A 25,665-nucleotide genomic window follows, 5' to 3' on the forward strand; every position below is an offset into this window, starting at 1 on the left:
AGGGGCCCCTTGTCAACGCATTCTGCATAGGCGGGGCCCCCTCCTAACATCCGCGTTGAGAGGGGGCCCCGCCTGACACACACCAGGGCTCAGGCGTCCACGGCGTCGCGTGCCTTCTTCAGCGCCTTCGGGGCGGTCGGCGTCTTCGGCGCCGTCGGCCGCAGGTCCAGCATGCGCTGGCCGATCTCCTGGAGTTGGTTACGGCCGAGCGCCTCGCGCACCTTCGGGAACCATTCCTGCTCCTCCTCCTCGACGTGGTGCAGCACGTTCTCGATCAGCACCGTCGTCTTGGCCACGAACCGCTCGTCGTCGGCGTCCATGGCGTGCAGTTCGAGGCAGAGCACGTCCGCCACGTGGTGTTCCTCGTACGACTCGAGGATGTCGTCCTCGACGTCCGGGACCAGCTTGCGGACCTCCGGGTACATCACCTCGTTCTCCAGGTAGGTGTGCACCGTCAGCGCCTCGAGGATCTGCGTGACGAGCTTCCCGCGCCGGCTCGCCGGCCCGTCCTCGGCGTCCTGGAACGCCTTGAACAGACGGCGGATCTCCTTGTGGTCCTCCTTGAGCAGGACGATCGCGTCGGTGGACACGGGGTTACCTCCTAGGTCGACTGATCTGCCCCCTACCCGGCGTCCGACCAGGACAAACAGACCGGGCCCGGCAATCGTGCCGGGCCCGGTCCGCGAGGTGTGCCGGGTTACTTCACCGCGGTGTACGCGTCCACGACGCCGGCGCCGTAGAACCCGTTACGCGCCCCACCGGAGCAGGTCGCGTCGTACGCGTTCGGGCCCGTCGGGATCAGCGGGACCGGGTTGTAGACGCCCACCAGGCAGGGCTGGGCGGTGGCCGTGCGCTCCAGGAACGACGACAGCTGGCCCGGGGTCATGCCCGGGTGCGCCGACAGGGCCAGCGCCGCGACGCCGGTCGCGTGCGGGCCGGACATCGACGTGCCCTGCTTGTAGCCCCACCCGTTGGTGCGGGTGACGGTGTTGAAGGTGGTCGACAGGATGCCGTCGGTCGACGTGGAACGCGCGCCCTGGGTCCGGAACCGGGTGTCGCCACCCGGCGCCGTCACGTCGATCACGCCCTGCCCGTACGAGGAGTAGTAGCTCTTCGCGCCGGTCGGGCCCACCGCGGCCACGGTCACCACGCCGGGCGCCTCGGCCGGCAGGTCGAGGCAGGCGTTGGTCAGGTTCTCGCGGTCCTCCGGCGTCCCGTTGTTCGGGCTGCCGGTGTCGGTGATCTTGTGGGCGAGGTCGTAGTTCGAGTTGCCGGCGGACGCCACGTTGAGCACGCCCTTGGACTGCGAGTAGCGGATCGCCCGCTGCACGGCCTGCCACACCGGGCGCTGCCGCGCGTCGTTACGGCAGTTCAGCTCCCACGGGTCGATGTAGTAGCTGTTGTTGGTCAGCCGCATCCCGTGGTCGGCCGCCCAGAGGAACCCGCACACCGCGGCCTCCGGGAAGATGTAGCCGTCGTCGTTGACCACCTTGACGGCGGCGACCTTGACCCCCGGCGCGACGCCGGTGACACCGACCCCGTTGATCGCCGCGGCGATGGTGCCGGCCACGTGGGTGCCGTGGTCGCTGTTGGTCGGGTTCCAGGCCGCCTCGGTGGTGTCGGTGACGCCGCCGACGCAGGAGGTGCTCTTGTCCTTGGCGATCTGGGTCGCCAGGTCCGGGTGGGTGCTGGAGATGCCGCTGTCCAGGACGCCGACGACGACGTCCGGGCGGCCGGTGGTCACCGCGTGGGCCTGCGGGACGTGGATCATGTCCATGTCCCACTGCTGGCCGTAGAGGGGCTCCTTGGTGGGGTCGCCGGTGGCGTCGGCGGCCTGCGCCGCCGAGACCTCTACGGTCTCGCCCTCGTCGAGGGCGGTGCCCAGGCCGGCGGTGGAGGCGACCGACTCGACGCCCGCGCCGGCCACCCGGGCGGCGAAGTCCGGGTTGGTCGAGCGGGCGACGAGCACGCCGATCTGGTCGTAGGCGGCCACCACGGTGCCGTCGGCGGCGGCCACCCGGGCGGCGGCCTTGCCGGTGGTGGCGCCCTGCGGGGCGAGGACCAGGTACGAGGTCTCCGGTCCGGCGGCTGCCGCCGGGGCCAGGCCGCCGGTGACGGCGAGGCCGGCGCCGAGCGTCACGGCGGACGCGGCGGCCAGTGTCTTGCGACGAAGGTTGTTCACACGTACTCCCAGGGGGCCGATCCGGTGGAGGACGCGCAGACTGCACGCCCTTCACCGGATCGGCGCGCGGGAGTCGTGTGGTGTTACACACACCCTCGTCGCCGCGTGTCGGCCGTCAGACCGTCGCGATCGTGTACGGGATCTCGTCGAGCAGCTCACGGGCCAGGAAGCCGATCCGGCCGTAGCGGGGCACCAGCCGCTGCCCGCTGACCGCGTGCGCGAACGCCGCCCAGCACGCCGCCTGCGCCGGATCGGCGCCGCGGGAGAGCAGCCCGGCGAGGAGCCCGGCCCGCACGTCGCCGCTGCCGGAGGTGCCCAGCCCGGCGTCGCCGCTCTCCTCCCGCCACGCCCGGCCGTCCGGGGTGGCGATGTGGCCGTACAGCGAGACCACCGCGTCGTACCGGCCGGCCAGCTCCACCGCCTCGGCGTCGAGGTCGTCGCCGGGGTCCCGGCCGAGCAGGTGGCGGGCCTCGGTGAGGTTCGGCGTGAGCACCACCCGGCGGCCGGAGCCGGCCAGCAGGTCCGGCTCGTGGCTGAGCGCGCCGAGCGCGTACGCGTCGAGCACCAGGGCGGTCTCCCGGTCGGCCGTGTCCAGCACCAGGCGCAGCAGTTCCCGGGTGGCGTCGATGTCGGTCAGTCCGGGGCCGACCGCCACCACGTCCGCGTCGGCGACCAGGCCGCCCAGCAGGTCGCCGGGGTCGCCCCGGACCGCGCCCTCGCCGGTCTCCGGCAGGCCGACCACCAGCGCCTCCGGGACCTGGATGCTCAGCGCCGTGGCAGTGGACTCGGGGGCGGCGAGCTGGAGCACGCCGGCGCCGGCGCGCAGCGCGGCGACACCGGCCAGCAGCACCGCCCCGGGCGTGAACCGGGAACCGCCGACCACCAGCACCGTGCCGCGCGCCTCCTTCCCGCCGGAGGGCACCGGCAGCGCCCAGTCCCGCAGCAGCGCGGGGGTGATCACGTCAGACCGGCTCGGCATGGACCTCGTCCTCCCGGGTGGGCCGTGCCCCCTGCCGGTGCAGGTGGGTCACGTCGTTGAACATCTCCGGCGCGAGCCGGCCGGCGTCGTCGGCCCGCCAGCCGGTCACCGAGCAGTTCGCGATCACGTGTTCGCGGGTGAGCGCCATCAGTTCCGCCTCGGTGAGCTCCTCCACCAGGTAGCGGAGCAGGAAGACCAGCGCGTCGTGGCCGAACAGCAGCACCCGGCCGCCCTCGTGGTCGCGGCGCAGGTCACCGAGGAGGGCCCGCAACCGCAACGCCACGTCGGTCCAGGACTCGCCGCCGGGCGGACGGTAGTAGAACTTGCCGAGCCGGTCCCGCCGCCGTGCCTCCTCCGGGTGGCGTCGACGCACGCCGTGGCCGGTGAGCCCGTCGAGGATGCCCAGCTCCCGGTCGCGCAAGCGCTCGTCGCGGCTCATCGGCACCCCGGTGCCGGCCAGCGCCAGCTCGGCGGTGCGCACCGCGCGCAGGTACGGCGACACCACCGCCACCTCGGGCCGGCGCTCCGCGGGCAGGCCGGCCAGCCACCGGCCGGTGGCCCGGGCCTGCTCCTCGCCGGTGGGCGACAGCGGCACGTCCGCGTCCCGGTGGGTGAGGTCGATCAGTTCGACGCCGGACGTCTCGGCCGCGGTGGCCGCGACATTCGCGGTGCTCTCACCGTGCCGGACGATCCAGAGCGTTGCCAACTCCGCCATGCGGCTCCCCGTACCCGACGCCCGGCGCGGGTAACCGCGCCAGCTCTGCCGAGCAGAAGTGCGGGACGACGCCCGGTGCCTGGTCGGCCGCCCAGTCGGCGGTGGCCTGTGCCGCCATCCGCCGGCCGCCGGCCGCCATCCGCCATCCGCCCTCCGCCATCCGCCGGCCGCCGGCCGGACGGGGCAGCGCGGTGCGCGTCGATCCGGCAAGATGTCGCCGGGTCGGGCGGCCCGGCCGGGGGAGGTGCGCATGTCGACGGTGGTTCAGGGGCTGCGGGAGGCCCTTGTGCTCTTCGTGGTCGCGGTGGTGGCGATCACGGTGGCGGTCGGCGTCTGGGTGGCGCTCAGCGGCGGCGACTTCGTGCACCGGGTCGGTGTGGCGTTCATGCTGGTCGGGGCCGTGATCGGGATGACCGGTGACCTGACGCTGAGCCGGATCGGCATGCTGCCGGCCCGGTCCACGTTCGGGCTGGCGCCGGAGCGGGAGGACGGCGGCGGCGGCCGGGTGCTCACCGGCGTCGGCATCTTCCTGTTCGTCTCGGTGCCGCTGATCGTGGTCGGAATCCTGCTGATCACCTGACGGATGCCCGCGCGCCGGCGGTCGGTGCCCTACGGTGGGTGGGATGGCGACCACGGCGGCCGAGGAGATCCGGGTGGGGGAGCGGCTGGTCCGCGTCTCCAGCCCGGACAAGCCCTACTTTCCCGAGCGCGGGCTGACCAAGCTGGACGTGGTGCGCTATTTCCTCTCCGTCGGCGACGGCGTCCTGCGTGCGCTGCGGGACCGGCCCACCATGCTGGAACGCTGGCCGCGCGGCGTGTTCGAGGGCGCGACGATCGCCACCCGGCAGACCAACCGGGGCGACGCGTTCTACCAGAAGCGGCTGCCGGCCGGGGCGCCCGACTGGGTGCGTACCGCGCACATCACGTTCCCCAGCGGACGGACCGCCGACGAGGTGGCGCCCAGCGAACTGGCGGTGGTGATCTGGGCGGCGAACCTGGGCACGCTGCGGTTCCACCCGTGGCCGGTGTCGGCGGCCGACGTGGAGCACCCCGACCAACTGCGCATCGACCTGGATCCGATGCCGGGCGTGGAGTTCGCCCAGGTGGTGCCGGTGGCCCACGAGGTGCGCGCGTTCCTCGCCGAGCTGGGCCTGGAGGGGTACCCGAAGACCACCGGCGGCCGGGGCCTGCACGTCTACCTGTCGATCGAGCCGCGGTGGAGCTTCGGCGAGTGCCGGCGGGCGGTGCTGGCGCTCGGCCGGGAGATGCAACGCCGGCGACCGGACCTGGTCACCACCACCTGGTGGCGGGACCAACGTGACCGGCCGGTCTTCGTCGACTACAACCAGATGGCCCGCGACCACACCATGACGTCGGCGTACTCCATCCGGCCCACGCCCCGGGCGCTGGTGTCGGCGCCGCTGGACTGGGCCGAGCTGGACGACGCCCGGCCGGAGGACTTCGACGTGCTCAGCATGCCGGCCCGCTTCGCCGACCGCGGGGACCCGCACGCCGGCCTGGACGGTCGGCGGCACTCGTTGGCGCCGCTGCTGGAGCTGGCCGACCGCGAGGGCCTGGAGTCGCCGCCGGAGCGGTGAGCCGTCAGGCCCAGGGGCTCAGTGTCCCGTCGAACTCCTCGAAGACCAGCCAGGTGCGGGTGGAGAGCACCCCGGCGATGCTCTGCACCCGGTCCAGCACCACGTCGCGCAGCGTGGCGTTGTCCGGCGCGCGGACCAGCGCCAGCACGTCGTGCTCGCCGCTGAGCAGCGCCGCGTGCTCGATGTAGCGCACCTGGGCCAGCTCGGCGGAGACCTCCCGCCAGGTGTTCTGCTCGATGGTGAGCGCGATGTACGCCGAGGTGCCCAGCCCGGCCGGCTCGGGCGCGACCCGCGCGGTGAAGCCGGCCAGCACGCCGTCGCGCAGCAGCCGCTCCACCCGGGCGTACGCGTTGGTGCGCGAGACGTGCACGCGGTCGGCGAGCGTCCGGATGGAGAGCCGGGCGTCCGCGACCAGTTCGCGCAGGATCCGCCGGTCGACCTCGTCGAGCGGGCCGGCCGAACGTCCTGTTCCGCCCGTCGCGCCCGCTGTGGGGCCGGTCTCCTGGCTCACTTCGCTCATCCTCCCGTGCCATTCGTCCCGCGTTCAGCGCGGATGTTGAGTCAATCATCCATGGGCAGGAGCATAGGTCCACCACACGTCCAGGAGGTCCCCGCCGTGACGACCACACCCCAGGCGGTCCGCAGGGCATCCCCGCGCACCCGCCGGCCGGCCACCCCGGCCGCCCCCGACCCGTCGGCCGGCCTGCTGCCGCAGCCCGAGCCGGTTCGGCTGCTGAACCCGGACGGCACCGCGCTGCCGGCCCGCGACGACTATCCGGAGCCGCCGGTCGAGACGCTGCGCGAGATGTACCGGCGGATGGTCGTCGGCCGCCGCTTCGACACCCAGGCCACCGCGCTGACCAAGCAGGGACGGCTCGCCGTCTACCCGTCCGCCCGTGGCCAGGAGGCCTGCCAGGTCGGCGGCGTGCTCGCGCTGCGCGACTCCGACTGGGTCTTCCCCACCTACCGGGAGTCGATGGCGCTGACCGCGCGCGGCCTCGACCCGGTCGAGGTGCTCACCCTGCTGCGCGGCGACTGGCACTGCGGCTACGACCCGGCGGTCACCCGCACCGCCCCGCAGTGCACGCCGCTGGCCACCCAGTGCGTGCACGCCGCCGGTCTCGCCTACGGCGAGTCGTACCAGGGCCGGGACACCGTGGCGCTGACGTTCATCGGCGACGGCGCCACCAGCGAGGGCGACTTCCACGAGGGGATCAACTTCGCCGCCGTGTTCAAGGCCCCGGTCGTGTTCCTGGTACAGAACAACAAGTACGCGATCAGCGTGCCGTTGTCCCGGCAGACCGCCGCGCCGAGCCTGGCGTACAAGGGCGTCGGCTACGGCGTGCCCAGCGAGCAGGTCGACGGCAACGACCCGGTGGCCGTGCTGGCGGTGCTGAACCGCGCCGTCGCGCACGCCCGCGCCGGCAAGGGCCCGTACCTGATCGAGGCGCACACCTACCGGATGGAGCCGCACACCAACGCCGACGACCAGACCCGCTACCGGGACGCCGACGAGATCGAGGCGTGGCGCGACCGCGACCCGATCGCCCGGCTGGAGGCGTACCTGCGGGCCCGGGGCGTGCTCGACGACGCCGCGGTCGCGGCGGTCGCCGAGGAGGCCGAGGCGTACGCCGCCACGCTGCGCCGCCGGATGGACGAGCAGCCGACGGTGGACCCGCTCAGCCTCTTCGAGCACGTCTACGCCGAGCCCACGCCGCAGCTCGTCGAGCAGCGGGAACTGGTCCGGGCCGAGCTGGCCGCGGCCCGCGACGAGGAGGGGGACGCCTGATGGCCACCGTGACCATGGCGAAGGCGCTCAACGCCGCGCTCGCCGACGCGCTGCTCGACGACGAGCGGGTGCTCGTCTTCGGCGAGGACGTCGGCCAGCTCGGCGGCGTCTTCCGGATCACCGACGGGTTGCAGGCCCGCTTCGGCGACAAGCGCTGCTTCGACACCCCGCTCGCCGAGGCCGGCATCGTCGGCTTCGCGGTCGGGCTGGCCATGTCCGGGCTACGGCCGGTGGTCGAGATGCAGTTCGACGCGTTCGCGTACCCGGCGTTCGAGCAGATCGCCTCGCACGTGGCGAAGCTGCGCAACCGCACCCGGGGCGCGCTCAGCGTGCCGATCGTCATCCGGGTCCCGTACGCCGGCGGCATCGGCGGCGTGGAACACCACTGCGACTCGTCCGAGGCGTACTACGCGCACACCCCCGGGCTGAAGGTGGTCACCCCGGCCACCGTCGACGACGCGTACTCGCTGTTGCGCGCCGCGATCGACGACCCGGACCCGGTGGTGTTCCTGGAGCCGAAGAAGCTCTACTTCTCCAGCGGCGAGGCGGAGCTGCCGGCGCGTACCGCGCCGATCGGCACCGCCCTGGTGCGCCGGCCGGGCACCGACGCGACGCTCGTCGCGTACGGGCCGGCGGTGCCGGTGGCGCTGGCCGCCGCCGAGGCGGCCCGCGAGGAGGGCTGGGACCTGGAGGTGGTCGACGTGCGCAGCATCGTGCCGTTCGACGACGCCACGGTGACCGCGTCGGTGCGCCGCACCGGCCGCTGCGTGGTCATCCAGGAGGCGCAGGGCTTCGCCGGGGTCGGCGCCGAGATCGCCGCCCGGGTGCAGGAGCGCTGCTTCCACGCGTTGCACGCGCCGGTGCTGCGGGTGTCCGGCCTGGACATCCCCTACCCGGCGCCGATGCTGGAGCACACCCACCTGCCCTCGGTGGACCGGGTGCTGGACACCGTGGCCCGCCTTCAGTGGGACGACCAGCCCGACACCCGGTGGGCAGCCGCGTGAGCCACATGAGCGAACGCGCCGCCGTGCGGACCCGGGACTTCCTCCTGCCCGACCTGGGGGAGGGGCTCAGCGAGGCGGAGATCGTCGAGTGGCGGGTCGCGGTCGGCGACGTGGTCACCGTGGACCAGAGCGTGGTCGAGGTGGAGACCGCAAAGGCCGTCGTCGACGTGCCCTGCCCGTACGCCGGCCGGGTCGTCGCGCTGCACGGCGCGGCGGGTGAGGTCCGCCCGGTCGGCCAGCCGCTGATCACCATCGCGCCGCTCGACGGCGGCGACGCCCCCGACCCGCACGCCACCTACCGCGAGGAGGAGCGGGCCGGTTCCGGCAACGTCCTGATCGGGTACGGCACCGGGCACGGCGGCGCGGGTCGGCGGCGTCGTCGACCCCGCCTGGCGCTCGCCCCCGAACCCGGCGCACCCGCCCCGGCGGAGCCCGGCCCCGCGCTCGCGGCCGGCTCGCCGGCCCGGACCGACCCGGGGACGGTGGCCGGCTCGTCGGTCCCGGCCGGCTCGTCCGGGGCGGCGGACCGGACGCCCGATCCGGCGCGGGCCGGTGACCCGGCCCCGGCGCCGCTGGTCATCTCGCCGATCGTGCGGCGACTGGCCAGGGAACAGGGGATCGATCTGGCGTCGGTGCGCGGCACCGGGCCGGGCGGCGTGATCCGTCGGGCGGACGTGGAGGCGGCGCTGGCCGCGCCGACCGCCCGGCTGGCGGCCGTGCCGGACGCGCCGGACGCGCACGTCGGGCTCGTCCCGGCCGGCGACGGCGACGTGGTCGTCCCGCTCACCGGCATCCGTAAGGTGATCGCCGACAAGCTCTCCCGCAGCCGCCGGGAGATCCCCGAGGTGACCATCTGGGTCGACGTGGACGCCACCGGGCTGCTGGAGACCCGGGCCGCGATCAACGCCGCCACCCCGGACGCGCCGGTGAGCATCCTGGCTCTGCTGGCCCGCGTCTGCCTGAGCGGCCTGCGGAGGTATCCGCAGCTCAACGCGCGTGTCGACACCGAGGGGCAGCGGATCGTGCAGTCCGCCGGCGTGCACCTGGGCATCGCCGCGCAGACCGACCGGGGCCTGGTCGTGCCGGTGCTGCGCGACGCCCAGCGGCTGACCACCGGCGAGCTGGCCGCCGCGCTGGCCGAGACCACGGCGGCGGCGCGCGCCGGCACGCTGCCCCCGGCCCGGCTCACCGGCGGGACGTTCACGCTGAACAACTACGGCGTGTTCGGGGTCGACGGCTCGACGCCGATCATCAACCACCCGGAGGCGGCGCTGCTCGGCGTCGGCCGGATCGTGGACAAGCCCTGGGTGGTCGACGGGCAGCTCGCGGTCCGGAAGGTGACCCAGCTCAGCCTCACCTTCGACCACCGGGTCTGCGACGGCGGCGTGGCCGGCGGGTTCCTGCGCCACGTGGCCGACTGTGTCGAACGCCCCGCCCTGCTGATCGCCAACGTCTGACCCCGACGGCCGCAGCCCCGGTCCGGGGCTGCGGCCCGCCCACCGGGGGAGCGCCACACCCGGGACGGGCGATATCGGGCACCGGGGCCCGCCGACTCCCGATCCGGCCGCCACCGACCCATTTCACGCAGCCGGTTCCGAGCAATTCCGCCGAAGGCGCCACACCGTGACGACGGGCCTACAGAATGTGGGCGAGGGGGTGCCGAAATGGGGGACGGAATATGTTTGTGAGGCGGCGACTGACGCTTTTCGCGATGACCGTCGCGGTCGCGCCACTCGCGGTCGGCGCGTGCACCGCCGGTCCGAAGTCGGTGGCGAAGCGGGCCGAGGCGGCCCCGCCGTCGGTCACGGTGACACCGGCCGACCGGGCCCGCGACGTGCCGATCAGCGCGGAGGTGGGCACGAGGGTCAGCAATGGCAAGGTGACCGGCGTCAAGCTGACCGACGACAAGGGCCGCCCGGTGCCGGCCCAGGCCCGGGAGGACGGATCCGGTTGGGTGCCGGACCGCCCGCTGGCGAATTCCCGGACGTACACGGCCGAGGTGACCGTGAGCGGCGATTCCGGGAAGACCACGACGCGGAAGACGACGTTCACGACGATGGCCAAATCCACCAAACCGGCCGTCACCAGCGAATTGTATCTCCAGGACAAGCAGACGTACGGCACGGCGATGCCGGTGGTGCTCGGTTTTGATCCGCCCATTCCGGAACAGGCACGGGCGGACGTGCAGCGCCGGCTGTTCGTCAAGACGGACCCGCCGCAGCCGGGCACCTGGTCGTGGATGGCGGACGGCAAGCAGGCCGAGTACCGGGCGCCGGACCGCTGGCAGCCCGGCACCCGGATCAGCGTGCGCAGCGCGCTGGAGGGGTTGCCGATCGGGACGGACGCGGTGGGTGACACCGACCGGGTGGCCACCGCCAGGGTGGGCCGGCAGGTGTCGCTCGACATCGACAACACCACCAAGCAGATGACCGTCTACCAGGACGGCAAGGTGCTCAGGAAGTTGCCGGTCAGCCTCGGCAAGCCGAGCACGCCGAGTTCCAGCGGCACCATGGTGATCATGGAGAAGCACGAGCACACCACGTTCGACACCCGCGGCGAGCCGGACGGCGGCTACGTGGTCGACGTGGACGACGCCCAGCGGCTGACCTGGGGCGGCGAGTTCATCCACTCGGCGCCGTGGTCGGAGGGGGAGCAGGGCTCCAACAACACCTCACACGGCTGCACCAACGTGTCCGCCGCCGGAGCGGACTGGCTGATGGGCGTCACGCAGGTCGGCGACCTGGTGACCGTCAAGGGCACCGAGGTGCAGCTCCAGCAGGGCAACGGCTTCACCGCCTGGAACGTGAGCTGGGACGAGTTCGCCAAGGGCAGCGCGCTGCCCGTACCGGCGGGGCTGAAGCCCACGCGGAGCCCGACGCCGCACCCGGGCGCGGTGGCCGGCGGGTCGTCGCCCGCGCCCACCCCGTCGGCGAGCAACAGCGGCGGCTGAACCGGGGAGGAACGGCCACGGGCCGGCCCGCGTCCGCGCGGGCCGGCCCACGCCGGCCTCAGTCCAGGTCGACGCGGGCCACGCCGGTCGCGGTCAGGCTCCCCAGCCAGAGCTGCCGGCCGTGCTGCCGGACGCCGGTCACCATCGGGTACGCGCCGCCGGGGCCGTGCAGCGTCCGCAGCACCCGCCCGGCGCCGTCGACCAGCGCGACCAGGCCGTAGCGGCGCGGCTGCGGCTGCACCGCCCCGGGCAGCAGCGCGACGAACTGCCGGACCCGGGGGTGGGGCAGCAACCGTTCCATGATCGGCAGTCGGGGGCTGGGCAGCGCGATCCAGTACGTCCCGTCGCCGACGGCGGAGACGTTGTCCGGATACGCCGGCAGGTCGGTCAGCACGGTGGCCCGCCCGGTCGGCAGGTCCACCCGCAGCAACCGGTGGGTGGCGGTCTCGACCAGCATCAGCGCCGACTCGTCCGGGGTGAGCGCCAGCCCGTTCGGGAAGTAGAGCCCGGCGGCCACCACGTCGGTGCGCCCGGTGCGCCTGTCGTACGCCAGCACCCGCCCGTTGGGCCGGTGCTCCAGCAGGTCCCGCCTCCAGTGCGAGAGCGGGAAGCGGTCGGACGAGTCGGTGAAGAAGACGGTGCCGTCCCGGGCGACCGCGGCGTTGTCGGCCAGGTGCACCGGCGGCGCGGTGCCGGTCAGCTCGTGCACCGCCCCGGCCGGGTCGACCCGCAGCAGCCCCCGGTACGCGTCGCAGACCAGCAGCCCGCCGTCGACCGGGTCGAGTTCGATGCCGAGCGGCCGGCCACCGGTCTCGGCGAGCAGCGTCGGGCGGGTGCCGGCCGGCGCGTCCGCCGGCCACCACCAGAGCCGGCCGTCCTCGTCGCCGCTGACCGCCCGCCCCTCGGCGTCGATCACCACGTCCTCCGGGCCGTGCCCGCCCTCGGGCAGCGGCAGCAGGTCGGCCCGGTCCAGCCGGGTGTCGGTGGCGGCCCAGGCCCCGGCCAGCGGGGGCGGCACGGTGGCCGGCTCACGGACCGGGCGGATCAGCAGGGGGACGCGCGGGCGGGGAACGGCCATCGGCTCATTGTGACCCGGCCGGCGCGGCGTGGGGGAGTCCGCCGCGGCGTGTCCTCGCCGGTCCGCCCCCGGGTGGTCGGGGACGCTGCCCGCGGGCGGCCAGACCCGGGCCGGCGGGCGGCTGCGGGATGACCCTGAGACGGCTCGGGGTCGGCACCCGGGCGCGACCCGGAACCCCGGGGCCGAGCAGCGGAAACTGTCGGTGGGCGGGGGTAGGTTTGGGGCATGGCAGACGACCGTTTCGAGGTGGCGACGGAGGTGCTCGACCACGTGGTCGAGCTGCGTCCGGTCGGCGAGATCGACATCGCCACCGTGGCGGCGTTCCGGGCCGCGTTGTGGGCCGCGCCGGCGCGCCCGGTGGTGCGGGTCGACCTGTCCGGCGTGCGGCTGCTCTCCGCCGCCGGGGTGCGCACGCTGGCCGCCGCGCACCTACGGGTCCGGGCGCGCGGTGGCGAGCTGGTGCTCGTCGATCCCGCGCCGGTGGTCGCCCGGGTGCTGCGGGTGACCGGCCTGCACCGGGTCGTGCCGGTGCGCGAGTCGGGCCCCGCACGGGAGCTGCTGACCTGCGCCGCGGCCTGACCACGGGACCGGGCCGCCGGCATCGCGCCGACGGCCCGGCAGCCGGTGGAGGGGCTCAGCGCACGCCGAGCAGGTCCACCACGAAGACCAGCGTCTCGTTCGGCTTGATGACGCCGCCGGCGCCCCGGGCGCCGTAGCCCAGGTGCGGCGGGATGGTGAGCCGCCGCCGGCCGCCCACCTTCATGCCGATCACGCCCTGGTCCCAGCCGGCGATGACCTGGCCACCGCCGAGCGGGAACTCGAACGTCTCGCCCCGGTTCCACGACGCGTCGAACTCGCGGCCGGTGGAGTGGGCCACGCCCACGTAGTGCACGCTGGCGAGCTGGCCGGCGTGCGCCTCCGGGCCGTCGCCGACCGTGATGTCCTCGACGACGAGATCGGCGGGCGGCGCGCCCTCGATCGGGCCAACCTCGGGCTTCTCCATGAGCGGGTCTCCTCGGTGCTGACGGTGTGGTCACCGTCGATCCTGCCGGATCGCGACCGGCCGATACGCGCCGGTCCCCCACCCGGGCCGCGTCGGCGGGGCGGAGCCGGGCGCACGACGGGGCGGGCGCCGCCTGCCGGCGACGCCCGCCCCGGGGGCGACCTGCGCTCACTTCAGCCAGGGAAGGCGCTGGACCAGGGGGAGCTTCGCCCAGGCCCGGCCGAGGCCGAGGGTGTTGCCGGCGCCGACCAGGGCCAGGCCGGCGAGCAGGCCCGCGTAGATGAGGTGGTCGTCCATGACGGGGTTGTTCTCCGGGGGCAGCACCGCCGTCCACATCAGCACCAGGAGCAGCCCACCGGCGACGGCGGCGATCCGGATGCCGATGCCGAGCAGCAGGGCCACGCCGATGCCGAGCAGGCCGAGCATGAACAGCCAGTCCGCCCAGGCCGCGCCGGCGATGTCGTGGTAGACGCCCTCGAACGGGCCGGCCACGCCGAAGCCGAGGAAGCCCTTGGTCGGGCTGCCACCGTTGATCCAGGCGTTCTTCGCCGGGGTCTCGTGGCCCAGGCCGAACATCTTGTCCAGGAACGCCCAGAGGAAGATCCAGCCCAGGGCGATCCGCAGCCCGGCCCAGACGTACCGGGTGGCCTTCTGGCGGGGGGTCTCGACCGCCGGAGCGATGGTGTCAGCGGGGGTCCGCTCGATTGTCGCGGTCATGGTGTCCACGTCCCTTCTGTGCCTCGCACCGCGCTTCGGAGGTGGCAGTTCCATTCCACCGGCGCGCGGTGCCCGGGAGCAGGGCCGTCGGGGCCCTCGGGACCGGGCCGTTGGTCCCGTCCCGGCCCGGTCCGGTCGACCCGTCCGTGACCGGTCCGCCGCCCCTGCCGCGCCGCCCGTGGGCCGCCTAGCGTCGCCGGTGAGGACGCGTGCGAGGAGGTCGTGATGAGGACATGGCAGGTGGCCGACGTGATGACCAGGGACGTCGCGACGGTGGACGCGGAGACGCCGTACCGGGACGTGGTGGACGTGCTGGTGCGGGAGCGGGTCAGCGGGGTGCCGGTGGTGGACTCGTTCCACCGGGTGCTCGGCGTGATCTCCGAGGCGGATCTGCTGCACAAGGTGGAGTGGTCCGGCCGCGTCGAGGAACGCCGGGTGTTCGAGGGGCGGCGCCGGCGGGCCGCGCGGGAGAAGGCGGGCGCGCTGGTGGCCCGGGACCTGATGACCGCGCCGGCGGTCACCACCCACGAGCGGGCGTCCCTGCCGGCCACGGCCCGGCTGATGGACCGGGAGGCGGTCAAGCGGCTGCCGGTCCTCGACGACCTCGGCCGGCTGGCCGGCATCGTGACCCGCGGCGACCTGCTCCGGGTGCACCTGCGCTCCGACGCGGAGATCCGCGAGGACGTGGTCCAGGAGGTGCTGCGTCGGGTGCTCGCCGTCCGGGACGGCCTGGTCACGGTCCAGGTCCGCGGCGGTGAGGTCGCCCTCGACGGACGGCTGGACCGGCGCAGCGCCGTCGAACTCGCCGGCCGGCTGGCCGGTCAGGTCGCCGGTGTGGTCGCGGTGCACAACGCCGTCGGGTACGACGTGGACGACACCACGCTGAGGGAACTGGACCCGGTGCACGCCACCCCGATCGCCTGACCGGGCCGCCGTCTCAGACCGGCGTGGCGAGCTGCGCGGCGAGCAGTGCCGGCGCCTCGGCCAGCGACGGGCCGTACCAGGTGAGGTGCCGGCCGGACACCAGCGCCGCCGGCGCCCCGGGGAACGCCTCCGGCCCGTCGTCGGCGGTGAACCGGTACGGCTCGTCCGGCAGCACCACCAGCTCCGGCGACCGGGCACGCAGCGCGTCGAGCGCCGGGCGGGGATAGCGTTCGGGGTCGTCGGCCCAGGCGTTGGCGACGCCGAGCCGGCGCAGCACGTCCCCGGCGAACGTGTCCCGGCCCAGCACCACCCACGGGCGGCGCCACACCGGCACCACCGCGGTCCGGACGTGCTCGGGGACGGGCGGCGCGGCCCAGGCCCGGCGGGCCGCCCGCAGCCAGGACGGCTCCACCGGCACGCCGAGCGCCTCGACCAGCGCGCCGAGCTGGTCGAGCGCCTCCGGCACGGTACGCGGGAAGGTGACCCGCACCGGCACCCCGGCCGCGCGCAGCGCCTCCGCGTCGGCCAGCCGGTTCTCCTCCTCGTTCAGCAGCACCAGATCGGGCGTGAGGGCGAGGACGCGAGCCAGGTCGGGATACTTCGTCCCCCCGACGCGGGGGACGTCCAGCCCGGCCGGGTGCGTGCACCAGTCCGTGGCGCCGACAAGCACCTCCGGCCGGGTCGCCGCGACCGCCTCGGTCAGCGACGGCACCAGCGACACCACCCGCACGACGTGCTCCCCTCGTTCCGGCGCCCGTGGCGTGACCGTGCTGGGCGGACGACCGGTCAGCGCGCGCCGGCCGGGGCGGGCTCCGGCGGCAGACCCGCCACCGGCACCCCCTCCCGCACCGCCCACTCCACGGCGGCCCGCAGGTCGTCCGTCGGCAGCGGCCGTCGGGTGGTCACCGCGACCGCGGCGTGCATCGTGTACGCGACGAACGGGTACGACCGCGCCAGCGCCGAGATCGCCTCGTGCAGCCGGCCCACCACGGCCAACGCCTCCGCTTCGGAGAGCGCGGGCAGGACGAGGTGGAACTCGTTGTCGGCGACGCGTACCGCCCGGTCCACCGGCCGCAGCACGCCGGTGACCGCGCCGAGCACGGCCTGGCCCTCCCGGGCGGTGCTGCGTCGGCCGAAGCGTTCCGGTGCGCCGGCCGGCTCGTCGACCCGCAGGCCGACCAGCGCCACCGGCAGCGTGCCGGCGGCGGTCACCCCGTCCGCGCCGGTCCACCGGCGCAGGGCCGGCTCGTCGAGCATCCCGTCCGTCGGCTCGACCGGTCGCGCGTTGCGGTCGCCGCGCCGGGCCAGCAGCCGTAGCGCCGCCTCGGCCCGGGACTCGCCCGGCCCGGCCGGGATGTCCCGGACCCGGGCGACCGCCTCGTCCAGCGCGGTTCGGGCCGGGCCGGGCAGCCGCTCGGCGAGCTGTCCGCGCAGCCGGATGACCTCGTGCAGCGCCGCGTCGCGGCGGAACCCCCAGCGACCGTCGAAGAGCCGGCCGGCCTCCAGCGTCGGCGCGGGCGCGACCTCGGCCCGGTCGTACGCCACCAGCGTGCCGCCGAAGCGTGGGGTCAGCGCCACCACGCTCCACTCCCGCGCCAGCTCCTCCGCCTCGTCCAGCGCCACCCCGTACACCCGGTCGGGCAGGTCCGGCGGCGGGCCGCCGACCATGGCCACCACCGTCGCGGCGGCCCGGTCGGCGATCCGCCGGTAGATCTCCTGTTCCCGGGCGAAGTACGGCAGCCGCTGGAACAGCGCGAACACGACGAGCGGGCCGTCCTCCGCCTCGGCCAGCGCCGCTCGTTCGATGGCGTGGGATACGGCGACGAGGCTGCGTTTGGTGAATCGCTCCGGGGTCCGTCCGCTGTGCACCCGCCGAGCCTAGAGGGCTCGCCCCGACGGCGCACCGCCCGACGGATACCCGGATTCCGCCGCACCGCCGAGGCGAGCGCCATGATCGACGCCATACACTCGGGCGTCGACCGAGCGACGGACGGATTGTGCGAGATGACCAGCACCGGCAGCGTGGCCGCCTCCTGGCTGCGGCCGATCCCGACCGCCACGCCGGCGCGGCTGGCCCGCGCCGGCCACGTCGGGTACGCCGACCGGCGTCTCGGTGAACTTGTCCAGGGCCGGCCGCCCGGCGTGACCGGCAGCCAGTGGAGCACCGCCGGCCGGGCCGTCCTCGACCTGGTGGTGTGCGCCGCCGACACCGGTCGGCCGCGGTTCGCCGTCCGGTTCGCCGCGCCCGCGCCGGACGGTTCGCCGGCCCGCCGGGCCGAGCGGCTGACCGACGCGGTCTGCGACGCCGTGGGCCTGCCGCTGCTGCGCGTAGAGTCACCGACGCTCGGCGGCGAACAGGTTCGCCGGTTCGTCGAGTACGTGCTCGACGCCCGCGCCTACGCGGCCGGCACCGGGCCGGACGCCGGGGAGACGGTCGGGTTCCGCGACATCGTGGGCCGGTTGCCGGACGGCCGACGCGGCCCGGTCAACGACCTCGGCGCGGTGGCCCGCGCCGCCGCGGTCGAGGCGTACGTGGCGGGCCGGCTGGCCGACCCGATCGTGCGCGGCCTGCACGTGCGGTGGACCGGTGGCCCGGCCGAGGGCTGGAGCTGGGTCGAGGTGCGGCCCGGCCGCTGCCGGGTGGAGCGGGTGCGACTGACGTCCCGCGACTTCTCCTGCGGGGTGGATCCGGGCCGGCTCGCCGAGGACCTGGCCGCCACGGCGTTGGGGGAGAAGCTGCGTGACCCGGCCGCCGACGAGGCGTCCCTGATGGACCGGACCGAACTGCGCGAGCAGGTGCGGCGCCTCGCCGACCGGCGGGAGTCCTTCGACGGCGGCTTCGCCTTCGACCATCTCTGCGTCGACTGACCGGCTCGCTCCGGCCACCGGCCGGCCCGCCGATTTTTTTCTGATCCCCGGTTGAACCTTCGTCGTGGGCGCTCCGTACCTAAGCGGGAATGGATGCAGATCTTCCGCCGCGCCCGGCTGGCGCGGAGACGGTGCGGAAAGGGCACCGTCGGCCATTGACGCGCGACTCCGACGTCGCGGTGATCTCACCCCGAAGAATTCCGCCGGGATCACCAGTCAACTACCGGATCGAGAAGGAGAACAATTCGATGCGCAGGTCCACACGGGCGCGCCGGTCATCCGGTAACGCGCGGAGCAAGCGGATGCTGGCCGTGGTCGGCACGCTCGCGGTCTTCGGCGGCGTGGTCGCCGTCACCCAGATCTCGTCCGCCCAGGACCGGCGGACGACCACCCGCGCGGCCTCGGCGTCCTGCGTGGCCCCGAGTGCGGGCGCGACCGCGCCGGGCGGCCAGGGCAGCACCACCCGGACCTGGCAGAACGGCCGCTGGGTCCGGAACCACTGGGGTGACGGCCAGATGTCGGCGGCCGAGTGCCAGCAGACCAAGGGGGGTGGTGCGGGCGCCGGCACCCCGACCGTGACCTGCCCGGACGTGAAGAGCAAGCTCCCGCAGGTGCCCGCCCGGGCGCGCGCCGAGGTGGACCGCAACCTGGCTCTGCTGGACAGCCAGATCGCCGAGGCGAACCGACGCCTCGCGGCGGACGGCCGCAACGGCGGCGACTTCATCAACAACGCGATCCTCCGGCCGCTCGCCGACAAGCGGACCGCGACGTTGAACCGGATCGCCACCGCCATCGGGCGGGGCGGCCAGCGTCCGCAGGGTCTGGACAATCTGGCCCCGTGCGCGCTGGCCGACAACGCGCAGAACGGCGGCAACACCGGCGGGGCCAACAACGGTGGCCAGAACGGCGGCAACACCGGCGGTCAGAACGGCGGCAACAACGGTGGCCAGAACGGCGGGAACAACAACGGCGGCGGCCAGAACAACGGGCTGAACGTGCTGGCCAAGGACTGCGCCAACAGCAAGTTGGAGGCGCACAACGGCTTCCAGAACGGCAACCGTTGCGTGAGCACCGCGTTCGGTGAGGTCGGCGCCGCGGCGAACAACCCGTCGCTGCTCATCACGCAGTTCCCCGACCAGGTGCAGCGCAACCAGCCGTTCACGCTCCGGGTCACCACGAGGAACCTGGTGCGGGACCGCTTCCTCGCCGCCGGGCAGGGTGGCTACTACCTGGAGAGCTCGCTGCTCAACGACCAGGGCCTGGTCCGCGGTCACTTCCACACCGCGTGCCGGATGCTCGGCAGCACCCGCCAGCCCCCGAACCCGCAGGACGTGCCGGCCTTCTTCGTCGCCACCGAGGACGGCCGGGGCGGGTCCCAGCCGGACGACGTGCTGATCCAGATTCCGGGTCTGCCGGATTCGGGCCTGGCCCAGTGCTCGGTCTGGGCCGGCGACGGCTCGCACCGGATCCCGATGATGGAGCGGGCGAACCAGACCCCCGCCATCGACGTGGTGCGCATCCAGGTCAACTGACCCGCACGCCGACGGCCGGAGTTGCCCGGGTACGCCCGGGCGGCTCCGGCCGCTTCGTAGGTGGGTCGGTCGCGGTGGAGTCGCCGGTGGGTCTTCCGGGCCGAGTCGTCGGTGCGGTCGCTCCGGTGTGCGGGCGGTGGCTCGCCGCCCGTCGCGGAAGCACGCGGCGGGGCTGTCCGCCCGGCGGCCCCGGGCGCCGTGACGGGACCCGGGGTGCGGCCGACGCGCCGGCCGCGTCGTCGCTGCGATCAGCGCGAAAGGCTGGGTGCGGCAGGTCACGCGCCGCACGGTGCGCGCGCCGAGAAAGTTGCTGCCGAGTCGATCGAGCCGGATGAAAATTGTCGACCAAAAAAAGCCGGTCGGGGCCCCGCTGATTCCCAGCGTGACCCCGTGGCGCCCGACCGTGAACCGGGAGCCTCAGCGGCTCTTGTACGCCTCCACGACGGAGACCGGGATGCGTCCGCGCTCGGAAATCTCGTAGCCGTTCTTGGCAGCCCATTCGCGGATGGCGCGGTTCTGCTCGCGGTCCATTCCCGAGGTGCTCGGCCGGGTGGCGCGCCGGGCCGCGCGGCCCGCGTCGACTGGTCCGCGGCCGATGCGCCGGCCAGCGTTGATGTACGGGTCCAGCGCTTTACGCAGGACGCCCGCGTTCTCGTCGGAGACGTCGATCGTGTAGGCCACGCCGTCCAGGCTGAACTCGACGGTGCGATCGGCCTTTCCGCCGTCGAGGTCGTCCGTCAGAACGGTGATTACTTTCCTTGCCATCGCCATTACTCCCTGTGTCGGGCGGGGTGTGGCTAAGAGTTTGACCTACCTGGCGGTAATTCCGCAACAATACCCGACACTTTCCATTCGGCGGGTCGTGGTAAACGATGGACCGCCAATAGGGCCGGAGCGGGTGGACGTGGCCTGGGTCACAAGCCGGAACAAGGTGCACGGTTTGTTACTTGAGTCAGACACGCTCAACCAACTGATGGCAGGTGTTCGATGGCAACTCTTCCGGTACTTCCCCTGACCGACGCCGTCCTGCTGCCCGGGATGGTCGTCCCGGTGACCCTCGACCCGACCACCCAGGCCGCTGTCGACGCGGCCCGCGCCACCGGCGACAAGACGCTGCTGGCGGTGCCCCGCATCGACGGCGAGTACGGCTCGGTCGGTGTGGTCGCCACCCTCGAGAAGGTGGGCCGACTGCCCAGCGGCGAACCGGCGGCCGTGGTGCGCGGCACCGCCCGCGCCCGCATCGGCTCCGGCGTGCCCGGCCCGGGCGCGGCGCTCTGGGTCGAGGCGACGACCCTCGACGAACCCGCGCCGGCCGGCCGGGCCCGGGAACTGGCCCGCGAGTACCGCGCGCTGATGACCTCGGTGCTCCAGCAGCGCGGCGCCTGGCAGGTCATCGACGCCATGGAGCGGATGACCGACCTCTCCGAGCTGGCCGACTCGGCCGGCTACGCGCCCTGGCTCAGCCTGGCGCAGAAGACCGAGCTGCTCGCCGCGCCGGACGTCACCGCCCGGCTGGAGCTGCTGGTCGGCTGGGTGAAGGAGCACCTGGCCGAGCAGGAGGTCACCGAGCAGATCAACACCGACGTCCGGGAGGGGCTGGAGAAGTCCCAGCGGGAGTTCCTGCTCCGGCAGCAGCTCGCCGCGATCCGCAAGGAACTCGGCGAGGACGAGCCGGACGGCTCCGCCGACTACCGGACCCGGGTCGAGTCCGCCGACCTGCCGGACAAGGTCCGCGAGGCGGCCCTGCGCGAGGTCGGCAAGCTGGAGCGGGCCAGCGACGCCTCGCCCGAGGCGGGCTGGATCCGTACCTGGCTGGACACGGTGCTGGAGATGCCGTGGAGCACGCGTACCGAGGACAACACCGACCTGGCCGCGGCCCGGGCGGTGCTCGACGCGGACCACGCCGGCCTGGCCGACGTGAAGGACCGCATCCTGGAGTACCTCGCGGTGCGCAACCGCCGCGCGGAGCGCAACCTCGGCGTGGTCGGCGGACGCGGCTCCGGCGCGGTGCTCGCGCTGGCCGGCCCGCCCGGCGTCGGCAAGACCAGCCTGGGCGAGTCGGTGGCCCGGGCGCTGGGTCGCACCTTCGTCCGGGTCTCGCTCGGCGGGGTGCGGGACGAGGCCGAGATCCGCGGCCACCGGCGCACCTACGTCGGCGCGCTGCCCGGCCGCATCGTGCGGGCGCTGCGTGAGGCCGGCTCGATGAACCCGGTCGTGCTGCTCGACGAGGTCGACAAGCTGGCCGTCGGCTACTCCGGCGACCCGGCGGCGGCCCTGCTGGAGGTGCTCGACCCGGCGCAGAACCACACCTTCCGTGACCACTACCTCGAGGTCGACCTCGACCTGTCCGACGTGCTCTTCCTGGCCACCGCCAACGTGGTGGAGAACATCCCCGGCCCGCTGCTGGACCGGATGGAGCTGGTCACGCTGGACGGCTACACCGAGGACGAGAAGATGGCCATCGCCCGGGACCACCTGCTGCCCCGGCAGCAGGAGCGGGCCGGGCTGACCGCCGACGAGGTGACCGTCGCCGACGAGGCGCTGGCGCTGATCGCCGGGGAGTACACCCGGGAGGCCGGCGTCCGGCAGCTCGAACGGGCCCTGGCGAAGATCCTGCGCAAGGTGACCGTGGCGTTGGCGTCCGACCCGGCGCCGGTCCGCGTCGACACCGCCAACCTGGCCCGCTACCTGGGTCGGCCCAAGTTCACCCCGGAGTCCGCCGAACGGACGGCGGTGCCCGGCGTGGCCACCGGCCTGGCGGTCACCGGTGCCGGCGGGGACGTGCTCTTCATCGAGGCGACCGGCATGGAGGGCGAGCCGGGCCTGACCCTCACCGGTCAGCTCGGGGACGTGATGAAGGAGTCGGCGCACATCGCGCTGTCCTACCTGCGCTCGAACGGACGACGCCTCGGCATCGACCCGAACGCCCTCGCCGGGCGGCGGATCCACGTGCACTTCCCGGCGGGCGCGGTGCCGAAGGACGGTCCCAGCGCCGGCATCACCATGGTCACCGCGCTGGCGTCCCTGGTCACCGGTCGGCCGGTGCGGCCCGAGTTCGGGATGACCGGCGAGGTGACGCTCTCCGGTCGGGTGCTGCCCATCGGCGGCGTGAAGCAGAAGCTGCTCGCCGCGCACCGGGCCGGTCTCACCGAGGTGATCATCCCGAAGCGCAACGAGCCGGACCTGGACGACCTGCCGGCCGAGGTGCGCGAGGCGCTGACCGTGCACACCCTCGCCGACGTGGCGGACGTGCTCGCGCTGGCGCTGCGTCCGGCCGAGGTGGACGCCCAGAGCCTCGGCGGCCAGCCGCTCACCGCGGCCTGACCGGTCCCGTCGAACCCCCGTCGCCCGCCGGGCGACGGGGGTTCGTGGCCCGGAACGCGAGCTCCGGGGCACGCCACCGTGCCGGACCGACCGGGGCCGAGCCGGCGCGGCCGGCTACCGGCGGTCGCGCCGGTCCCGGGGATCGAAGCGACGCTCACCGCCGCCGTCGCCCTCACCGTCCCGATCCCGCCGGACGGTGGCCTTGCGACCCTTGATGGTGCTGCCCCGCAGGCCGTGGATCACCTCGTCGGCCATGCCCTGCGGCACCTCCACCAGGGAGAACCGGTCGGCGATCTCGATCGAGCCGATGTCCCGCCCGCTCACCCCGGTCTCCCCGGTGATCGCGCCGACCAGGTCCTGCGGTCGTACCCCGGCCCGGCGGCCCAACCCGATGAAGACCTGGGTCGTGCCGGCGGCGCGGGACCGGCCGCCACCGCGCCGGTCCCGACCCTCGGAGCCGGGCCGGCCCTCCCGGTTCGGGCGGACCGCGACCTGGGGGATCTCCTCCTCGTCGGCGGTGCCGGGCAGCGTGGCCTCGTGCGCCAACCGCACCGCGGCGAGCGCGACCTCCATCAGGTCGAACTCGTCGGTCAGCGACTCCACGACCGCCCGGAACGGCTCCAGGTCGTCCTCGAGCACCGCCTCGCGCACCGCGGCCTGGGTCAGCTCGAACCGCCGGGTCCGCAGGTCGGCCACCGTCGGGATCTTGTCCACCGTGATCCGCTGGCCGGTGACCCGCTCGATCGTCTTCAGCATCCGGTGCTCGCGCGGCTCGGCGAGCGTGATCGCCACGCCCTCCCGACCGGCCCGGCCCACCCGGCCGATCCGGTGCACGTACGACTCCGGCGCGGACGGGACGTCGTAGTTCACCACGTGGGTGAGCTGCTCGACGTCCAGCCCGCGGGCCGCCACGTCGGTGGCGACCAGCAGGTCCGCGGTGCCGGAGCGCAGCCGGCCCATCACCCGGTCCCGCTGCTCCTGGCTCATCCCGCCGTGCAGCGCCTCGGCCCGGTACCCCCGGCCGTTCATCGTCTCGGTGAGCCGGTCCACCTCCTCCCGGCTGCGGCAGAACACGATCGCCGCGGTGGGCGACTCGACGTCCAGCACCCGGCCCAGCGCGGCCGGCTTGTGCGCCCGCGCCACGATGTAGGCGCTCTGCCGCACCCGCGGGGCCTCACCGGCCACCTGGCGTTCGCGTTCGATCCGGATCCGCACCGGGTCGGTCAGGTGCTGCCGGGCCAGCCCGTCGATGCGGGCCGGCATGGTGGCCGAGAAGAGCACGGTCTGCCGACCCTCGGGGGCGTGCTCCAGGATCGCCTCGATGTCCTCGGCGAAGCCCATGTCGAGCATCTCGTCCGCCTCGTCCAGCACCACGGTGGCCAGCGAGCCGAGCCGCAGCGTGCCCCGGGCGATGTGGTCGAGCGCGCGTCCGGGCGTGGCGACCACCACGTCCACCCCGTGGTCGAGCGCGCGGAGCTGCCGGCCGATCGGCTGGCCGCCGTAGATCGGCAGCACCCGGGCGCCCAGGTCCTTGCCGTATCGGTGGAACGCCTCGGAGACCTGCACCGCCAGCTCCCGCGTCGGCACCAGCACCAGCGACACCGGGTCGCCGTCCGGGCGCGGCGTGGGCATCCGCTGGAGCAGCGGCAGCGCGAACGCGGCGGTCTTGCCGGTGCCGGTCGCCGCCTGCCCCAGCAGGTCCCGGCCGGCCAACAGCGGCGGGATGGCCTCACTCTGGATCGGCGTGGGCTCCTCGTAGCCGAGGGCGGACAGCGCGCCCAGTAGTTCGGCGCGCAGCCCGAGATCCGCGAAGGCGGCGGTGTCCTCGGCGACGGCGGGGGTGGTGGGCTCGGTCGGGGTCGGTGCGGCGCTCATCCGGCAAGCCTTTCATCACCGCCGGGCGCGGGTCGCGGCGACCGGCGCAAACGTTCGCCGCGCCACGCGCGACCCCGACCGGCCCGGTGCGCCGGCCGGCTCACCCCGACGCGACGGCCAGCAGGGTGGTCACCCCCACCACCACGTCGAGCGCTCCGCACCACTGTGCGTACCCGCGCGGCACCACCCGGTCGGCGCGGTGGTGCCACAGGTCCCAGCCGGCGTGTCCGAGCCAGCCCAGGCCGACAAGCGTGCCGGCGACGTGGGCCGGGGCGGCCAGCGCCACCGCCGCCAGGCCGCCCCAGACGGCCAGCCCGACGAGTTGGACCGTGAGCTGCCACCGGTCGCCGAGTTGCCGTCGCCACGCGCCGACGGCCAGGTAGCCGGCCGGCAGCACGAGCAGCGACCACGGCGACACCACGCCCGGGGCGAACCACATGTCGACGGTCATCAGCAGCGCCAGGCCGACCGGCCAGCGACGCGCCACCGCCGTCGCCACCGGGCGCCGGCGGGCCGGCGCGACCGCCGGGTGCCGGTGCCGCAGCGCCACCAGCGCCATCGCCGGCAGCATCAGCAGGTGGCCGCCGAGCAGCAGCACGTCGTCCCCGACCCACCCCGCCCACCAGGCCGGGAGGAGGAGCAGGAACGGCACGTACATGGCCGCGCTCATCTCCCCGGCGGCGGGCCACCCGTCGCCCCGGTACCACATCCAGGCGACCATGCCCGCTGTCATGTTCGTGGCCATCAGCAGCGCGTCCACGTCCGGCCGGGCGAGCACGCCCGCGCCGCCCAGCAGGTCCCCGCCGAGCCGCCACAGCGGGCCGAGCACCACCATGCCGGCCACCATCGCCACGACCATCCCGGCCAGGTGCCGGGTCCGCGCCCAGCCGGCCCACCGCCGGGGTACGCCCACCGTCATCTCCGTCATGCCCCGACCCTGCCCGCGCGGGACGCACCGGGACAGGCGCGTCCGTCATCGGGAAACCGTGCGGAACGCACGGGTCACTCGTGAGCTGGGGCATGGACGCGGCCGGGGGGGGGGGGGGGGGGGGGGGGGGGGGGGGGGGGGGGGGGGGGGGGGGGGGGGGGGGGGGGGGGGGGGGGGGGGGGGGGGGGGGGGGGGGGGG

Annotated in this window: 24 protein-coding genes; 11 read left to right on the plus strand and 13 right to left on the minus strand. The window is 74.5% G+C overall.

Translation table 11 applies throughout. The features are described from left to right. Positions 1 to 89: 89 nt before the first annotated feature. The 4 genes from ACIA6B_RS19305 to ACIA6B_RS19320 form a co-directional block, all read right to left on the minus strand. Entirely contained in the window at positions 90 to 590 is a 501-nt protein-coding gene (locus tag ACIA6B_RS19305) for a hemerythrin domain-containing protein (protein ID WP_396775016.1), read from the minus strand. A gap of 107 nt (positions 591 to 697) precedes the next feature. Continuing rightward, entirely contained in the window at positions 698 to 2,182 is a 1,485-nt protein-coding gene (locus tag ACIA6B_RS19310; protein WP_396775018.1) for a S8 family peptidase, read from the minus strand. A gap of 115 nt (positions 2,183 to 2,297) precedes the next feature. Then, positions 2,298 to 3,161: an NAD(P)H-hydrate dehydratase gene (locus ACIA6B_RS19315; protein ID WP_396775020.1), complete on the minus strand. Its 864-nt coding sequence runs from the start codon at positions 3,159 to 3,161 to the stop codon at positions 2,298 to 2,300. Next, positions 3,145 to 3,876, minus strand: a complete 732-nt coding sequence (locus tag ACIA6B_RS19320; protein ID WP_396775022.1) for a histidine phosphatase family protein — start codon at positions 3,874 to 3,876, stop codon at positions 3,145 to 3,147. Before ACIA6B_RS19320 ends, ACIA6B_RS19315 begins: the two co-directional genes overlap by 17 nt. 250 nt (positions 3,877 to 4,126) lie before the next feature. Between ACIA6B_RS19320 and ACIA6B_RS19325 the strand changes: the two genes are divergently transcribed. Then, positions 4,127 to 4,456: a hypothetical protein gene (locus tag ACIA6B_RS19325; RefSeq protein WP_281941712.1), complete on the plus strand. Its 330-nt coding sequence runs from the start codon at positions 4,127 to 4,129 to the stop codon at positions 4,454 to 4,456. A 43-nt stretch (positions 4,457 to 4,499) separates the two neighbouring features. Further along, complete coding sequence (locus ACIA6B_RS19330) at positions 4,500 to 5,474, plus strand: DNA polymerase domain-containing protein (protein WP_396775024.1); 975 nt, start codon at positions 4,500 to 4,502, stop codon at positions 5,472 to 5,474. Between the two features lie 4 nt (positions 5,475 to 5,478). Here the strand turns inward: ACIA6B_RS19330 and ACIA6B_RS19335 are convergent, their stop codons facing one another. Next, positions 5,479 to 5,994, minus strand: a complete 516-nt coding sequence (locus tag ACIA6B_RS19335; RefSeq protein ID WP_396775026.1) for an Lrp/AsnC family transcriptional regulator — start codon at positions 5,992 to 5,994, stop codon at positions 5,479 to 5,481. A 63-nt stretch (positions 5,995 to 6,057) separates the two neighbouring features. On the opposite strand from ACIA6B_RS19335, the gene pdhA reads away from it, so the two are divergent. From pdhA to ACIA6B_RS19355, 4 genes are all read left to right on the plus strand, one after another. Then, on the plus strand, positions 6,058 to 7,263 hold the full coding sequence (gene pdhA / locus ACIA6B_RS19340) for a pyruvate dehydrogenase (acetyl-transferring) E1 component subunit alpha (protein WP_396775077.1): 1,206 nt from the start codon (positions 6,058 to 6,060) through the stop codon (positions 7,261 to 7,263). Further along, positions 7,263 to 8,267, plus strand: coding sequence for an alpha-ketoacid dehydrogenase subunit beta (locus tag ACIA6B_RS19345; protein ID WP_396775028.1), 1,005 nt, complete (start codon positions 7,263 to 7,265; stop codon positions 8,265 to 8,267). Before pdhA ends, ACIA6B_RS19345 begins: the two co-directional genes overlap by 1 nt. Positions 8,268 to 8,272: 5 nt before the next feature. Next, positions 8,273 to 9,724, plus strand: a complete 1,452-nt coding sequence (locus tag ACIA6B_RS19350; RefSeq protein ID WP_396775030.1) for a dihydrolipoamide acetyltransferase family protein — start codon at positions 8,273 to 8,275, stop codon at positions 9,722 to 9,724. A gap of 221 nt (positions 9,725 to 9,945) precedes the next feature. Then, a complete protein-coding gene (locus ACIA6B_RS19355; protein WP_396775031.1) occupies positions 9,946 to 11,217 on the plus strand; it encodes an Ig-like domain-containing protein in 1,272 nt (423 codons plus the stop codon). 58 nt (positions 11,218 to 11,275) lie between these two features. On the opposite strand, the gene ACIA6B_RS19360 is transcribed toward ACIA6B_RS19355, so the two are convergent. Further along, entirely contained in the window at positions 11,276 to 12,295 is a 1,020-nt protein-coding gene (locus tag ACIA6B_RS19360) for an SMP-30/gluconolactonase/LRE family protein (RefSeq protein WP_396775033.1), read from the minus strand. Positions 12,296 to 12,520: 225 nt separating this feature from the next. On the opposite strand from ACIA6B_RS19360, the gene ACIA6B_RS19365 reads away from it, so the two are divergent. Continuing rightward, complete coding sequence (locus ACIA6B_RS19365) at positions 12,521 to 12,874, plus strand: anti-sigma factor antagonist (protein ID WP_396775035.1); 354 nt, start codon at positions 12,521 to 12,523, stop codon at positions 12,872 to 12,874. Between the two features lie 55 nt (positions 12,875 to 12,929). On the opposite strand, the gene ACIA6B_RS19370 is transcribed toward ACIA6B_RS19365, so the two are convergent. Together ACIA6B_RS19370 and ACIA6B_RS19375 are read right to left on the minus strand one after the other, a co-directional pair. Then, positions 12,930 to 13,298, minus strand: coding sequence for an FKBP-type peptidyl-prolyl cis-trans isomerase (locus ACIA6B_RS19370; RefSeq protein ID WP_107160247.1), 369 nt, complete (start codon positions 13,296 to 13,298; stop codon positions 12,930 to 12,932). Positions 13,299 to 13,466: 168 nt separating this feature from the next. After that, positions 13,467 to 14,024, minus strand: a complete 558-nt coding sequence (locus ACIA6B_RS19375) for a hypothetical protein (protein WP_396775037.1) — start codon at positions 14,022 to 14,024, stop codon at positions 13,467 to 13,469. A gap of 216 nt (positions 14,025 to 14,240) precedes the next feature. Between ACIA6B_RS19375 and ACIA6B_RS19380 the strand changes: the two genes are divergently transcribed. Then, entirely contained in the window at positions 14,241 to 14,939 is a 699-nt protein-coding gene (locus ACIA6B_RS19380; protein WP_396775039.1) for a CBS domain-containing protein, read from the plus strand. 13 nt (positions 14,940 to 14,952) lie between these two features. Here ACIA6B_RS19380 and ACIA6B_RS19385 read toward each other — a convergent pair whose 3' ends face one another. Next, a complete protein-coding gene (locus ACIA6B_RS19385; protein ID WP_396775041.1) occupies positions 14,953 to 15,669 on the minus strand; it encodes a helical backbone metal receptor in 717 nt (238 codons plus the stop codon). A 56-nt stretch (positions 15,670 to 15,725) separates the two neighbouring features. Beyond that, positions 15,726 to 16,808 (minus strand): DICT sensory domain-containing protein, encoded by a 1,083-nt coding sequence (locus ACIA6B_RS19390; protein WP_396775043.1) that lies wholly within the window; start codon positions 16,806 to 16,808, stop codon positions 15,726 to 15,728. 135 nt (positions 16,809 to 16,943) lie between these two features. Between ACIA6B_RS19390 and ACIA6B_RS19395 the strand changes: the two genes are divergently transcribed. Both ACIA6B_RS19395 and ACIA6B_RS19400 read left to right on the plus strand, forming a co-directional pair. Continuing rightward, positions 16,944 to 17,807, plus strand: a complete 864-nt coding sequence (locus tag ACIA6B_RS19395; protein ID WP_396775045.1) for a hypothetical protein — start codon at positions 16,944 to 16,946, stop codon at positions 17,805 to 17,807. A 248-nt stretch (positions 17,808 to 18,055) separates the two neighbouring features. Further along, positions 18,056 to 19,339 carry a hypothetical protein gene (locus tag ACIA6B_RS19400; protein WP_396775047.1) on the plus strand — a complete coding sequence of 428 codons (1,284 nt, stop codon included), beginning with the start codon at positions 18,056 to 18,058 and terminating at the stop codon, positions 19,337 to 19,339. Positions 19,340 to 19,756: 417 nt separating this feature from the next. Here the strand turns inward: ACIA6B_RS19400 and ACIA6B_RS19405 are convergent, their stop codons facing one another. Then, a complete protein-coding gene (locus ACIA6B_RS19405; RefSeq protein ID WP_357297122.1) occupies positions 19,757 to 20,104 on the minus strand; it encodes an Lsr2 family protein in 348 nt (115 codons plus the stop codon). A 222-nt stretch (positions 20,105 to 20,326) separates the two neighbouring features. On the opposite strand from ACIA6B_RS19405, the gene lon reads away from it, so the two are divergent. After that, positions 20,327 to 22,663 (plus strand): endopeptidase La, encoded by a 2,337-nt coding sequence (gene lon / locus ACIA6B_RS19410; RefSeq protein WP_396775049.1) that lies wholly within the window; start codon positions 20,327 to 20,329, stop codon positions 22,661 to 22,663. A 114-nt stretch (positions 22,664 to 22,777) separates the two neighbouring features. On the opposite strand, the gene ACIA6B_RS19415 is transcribed toward lon, so the two are convergent. Together ACIA6B_RS19415 and ACIA6B_RS19420 are read right to left on the minus strand one after the other, a co-directional pair. Next, positions 22,778 to 24,538, minus strand: coding sequence for a DEAD/DEAH box helicase (locus tag ACIA6B_RS19415; RefSeq protein WP_396775051.1), 1,761 nt, complete (start codon positions 24,536 to 24,538; stop codon positions 22,778 to 22,780). A 100-nt stretch (positions 24,539 to 24,638) separates the two neighbouring features. Then, entirely contained in the window at positions 24,639 to 25,466 is an 828-nt protein-coding gene (locus ACIA6B_RS19420) for a hypothetical protein (RefSeq protein WP_396775053.1), read from the minus strand. Positions 25,467 to 25,665 lie beyond the last annotated feature (199 nt).

Source organism: Micromonospora sp. NPDC051141 (assembly GCF_044455765.1).
GTDB lineage: Bacteria > Actinomycetota > Actinomycetes > Mycobacteriales > Micromonosporaceae > Micromonospora.

Excerpts from the sequence above, each read along its gene's own strand:
- ACIA6B_RS19315 (WP_396775020.1), bottom strand. The coding sequence starts at position 3,161 with ATGCCGAGCCGGTCTGACGTGATCACCCCCGCGCTGCTGCGGGACTGG.
- ACIA6B_RS19320 (WP_396775022.1), bottom strand. The coding sequence starts at position 3,876 with ATGGCGGAGTTGGCAACGCTCTGGATCGTCCGGCACGGTGAGAGCACC.
- ACIA6B_RS19325 (WP_281941712.1), top strand. The coding sequence starts at position 4,127 with ATGTCGACGGTGGTTCAGGGGCTGCGGGAGGCCCTTGTGCTCTTCGTG.
- ACIA6B_RS19330 (WP_396775024.1), top strand. The coding sequence starts at position 4,500 with ATGGCGACCACGGCGGCCGAGGAGATCCGGGTGGGGGAGCGGCTGGTC.
- ACIA6B_RS19335 (WP_396775026.1), bottom strand. The coding sequence starts at position 5,994 with ATGAGCGAAGTGAGCCAGGAGACCGGCCCCACAGCGGGCGCGACGGGC.
- ACIA6B_RS19345 (WP_396775028.1), top strand. The coding sequence starts at position 7,263 with ATGGCCACCGTGACCATGGCGAAGGCGCTCAACGCCGCGCTCGCCGAC.
- ACIA6B_RS19350 (WP_396775030.1), top strand. The coding sequence starts at position 8,273 with ATGAGCGAACGCGCCGCCGTGCGGACCCGGGACTTCCTCCTGCCCGAC.
- ACIA6B_RS19355 (WP_396775031.1), top strand. The coding sequence starts at position 9,946 with ATGTTTGTGAGGCGGCGACTGACGCTTTTCGCGATGACCGTCGCGGTC.
- ACIA6B_RS19360 (WP_396775033.1), bottom strand. The coding sequence starts at position 12,295 with ATGGCCGTTCCCCGCCCGCGCGTCCCCCTGCTGATCCGCCCGGTCCGT.
- ACIA6B_RS19365 (WP_396775035.1), top strand. The coding sequence starts at position 12,521 with ATGGCAGACGACCGTTTCGAGGTGGCGACGGAGGTGCTCGACCACGTG.
- ACIA6B_RS19370 (WP_107160247.1), bottom strand. The coding sequence starts at position 13,298 with ATGGAGAAGCCCGAGGTTGGCCCGATCGAGGGCGCGCCGCCCGCCGAT.
- ACIA6B_RS19380 (WP_396775039.1), top strand. The coding sequence starts at position 14,241 with ATGAGGACATGGCAGGTGGCCGACGTGATGACCAGGGACGTCGCGACG.
- ACIA6B_RS19395 (WP_396775045.1), top strand. The coding sequence starts at position 16,944 with ATGACCAGCACCGGCAGCGTGGCCGCCTCCTGGCTGCGGCCGATCCCG.
- ACIA6B_RS19400 (WP_396775047.1), top strand. The coding sequence starts at position 18,056 with ATGCGCAGGTCCACACGGGCGCGCCGGTCATCCGGTAACGCGCGGAGC.
- ACIA6B_RS19405 (WP_357297122.1), bottom strand. The coding sequence starts at position 20,104 with ATGGCAAGGAAAGTAATCACCGTTCTGACGGACGACCTCGACGGCGGA.
- lon (WP_396775049.1), top strand. The coding sequence starts at position 20,327 with ATGGCAACTCTTCCGGTACTTCCCCTGACCGACGCCGTCCTGCTGCCC.
- ACIA6B_RS19415 (WP_396775051.1), bottom strand. The coding sequence starts at position 24,538 with ATGAGCGCCGCACCGACCCCGACCGAGCCCACCACCCCCGCCGTCGCC.
- ACIA6B_RS19420 (WP_396775053.1), bottom strand. The coding sequence starts at position 25,466 with ATGACGGAGATGACGGTGGGCGTACCCCGGCGGTGGGCCGGCTGGGCG.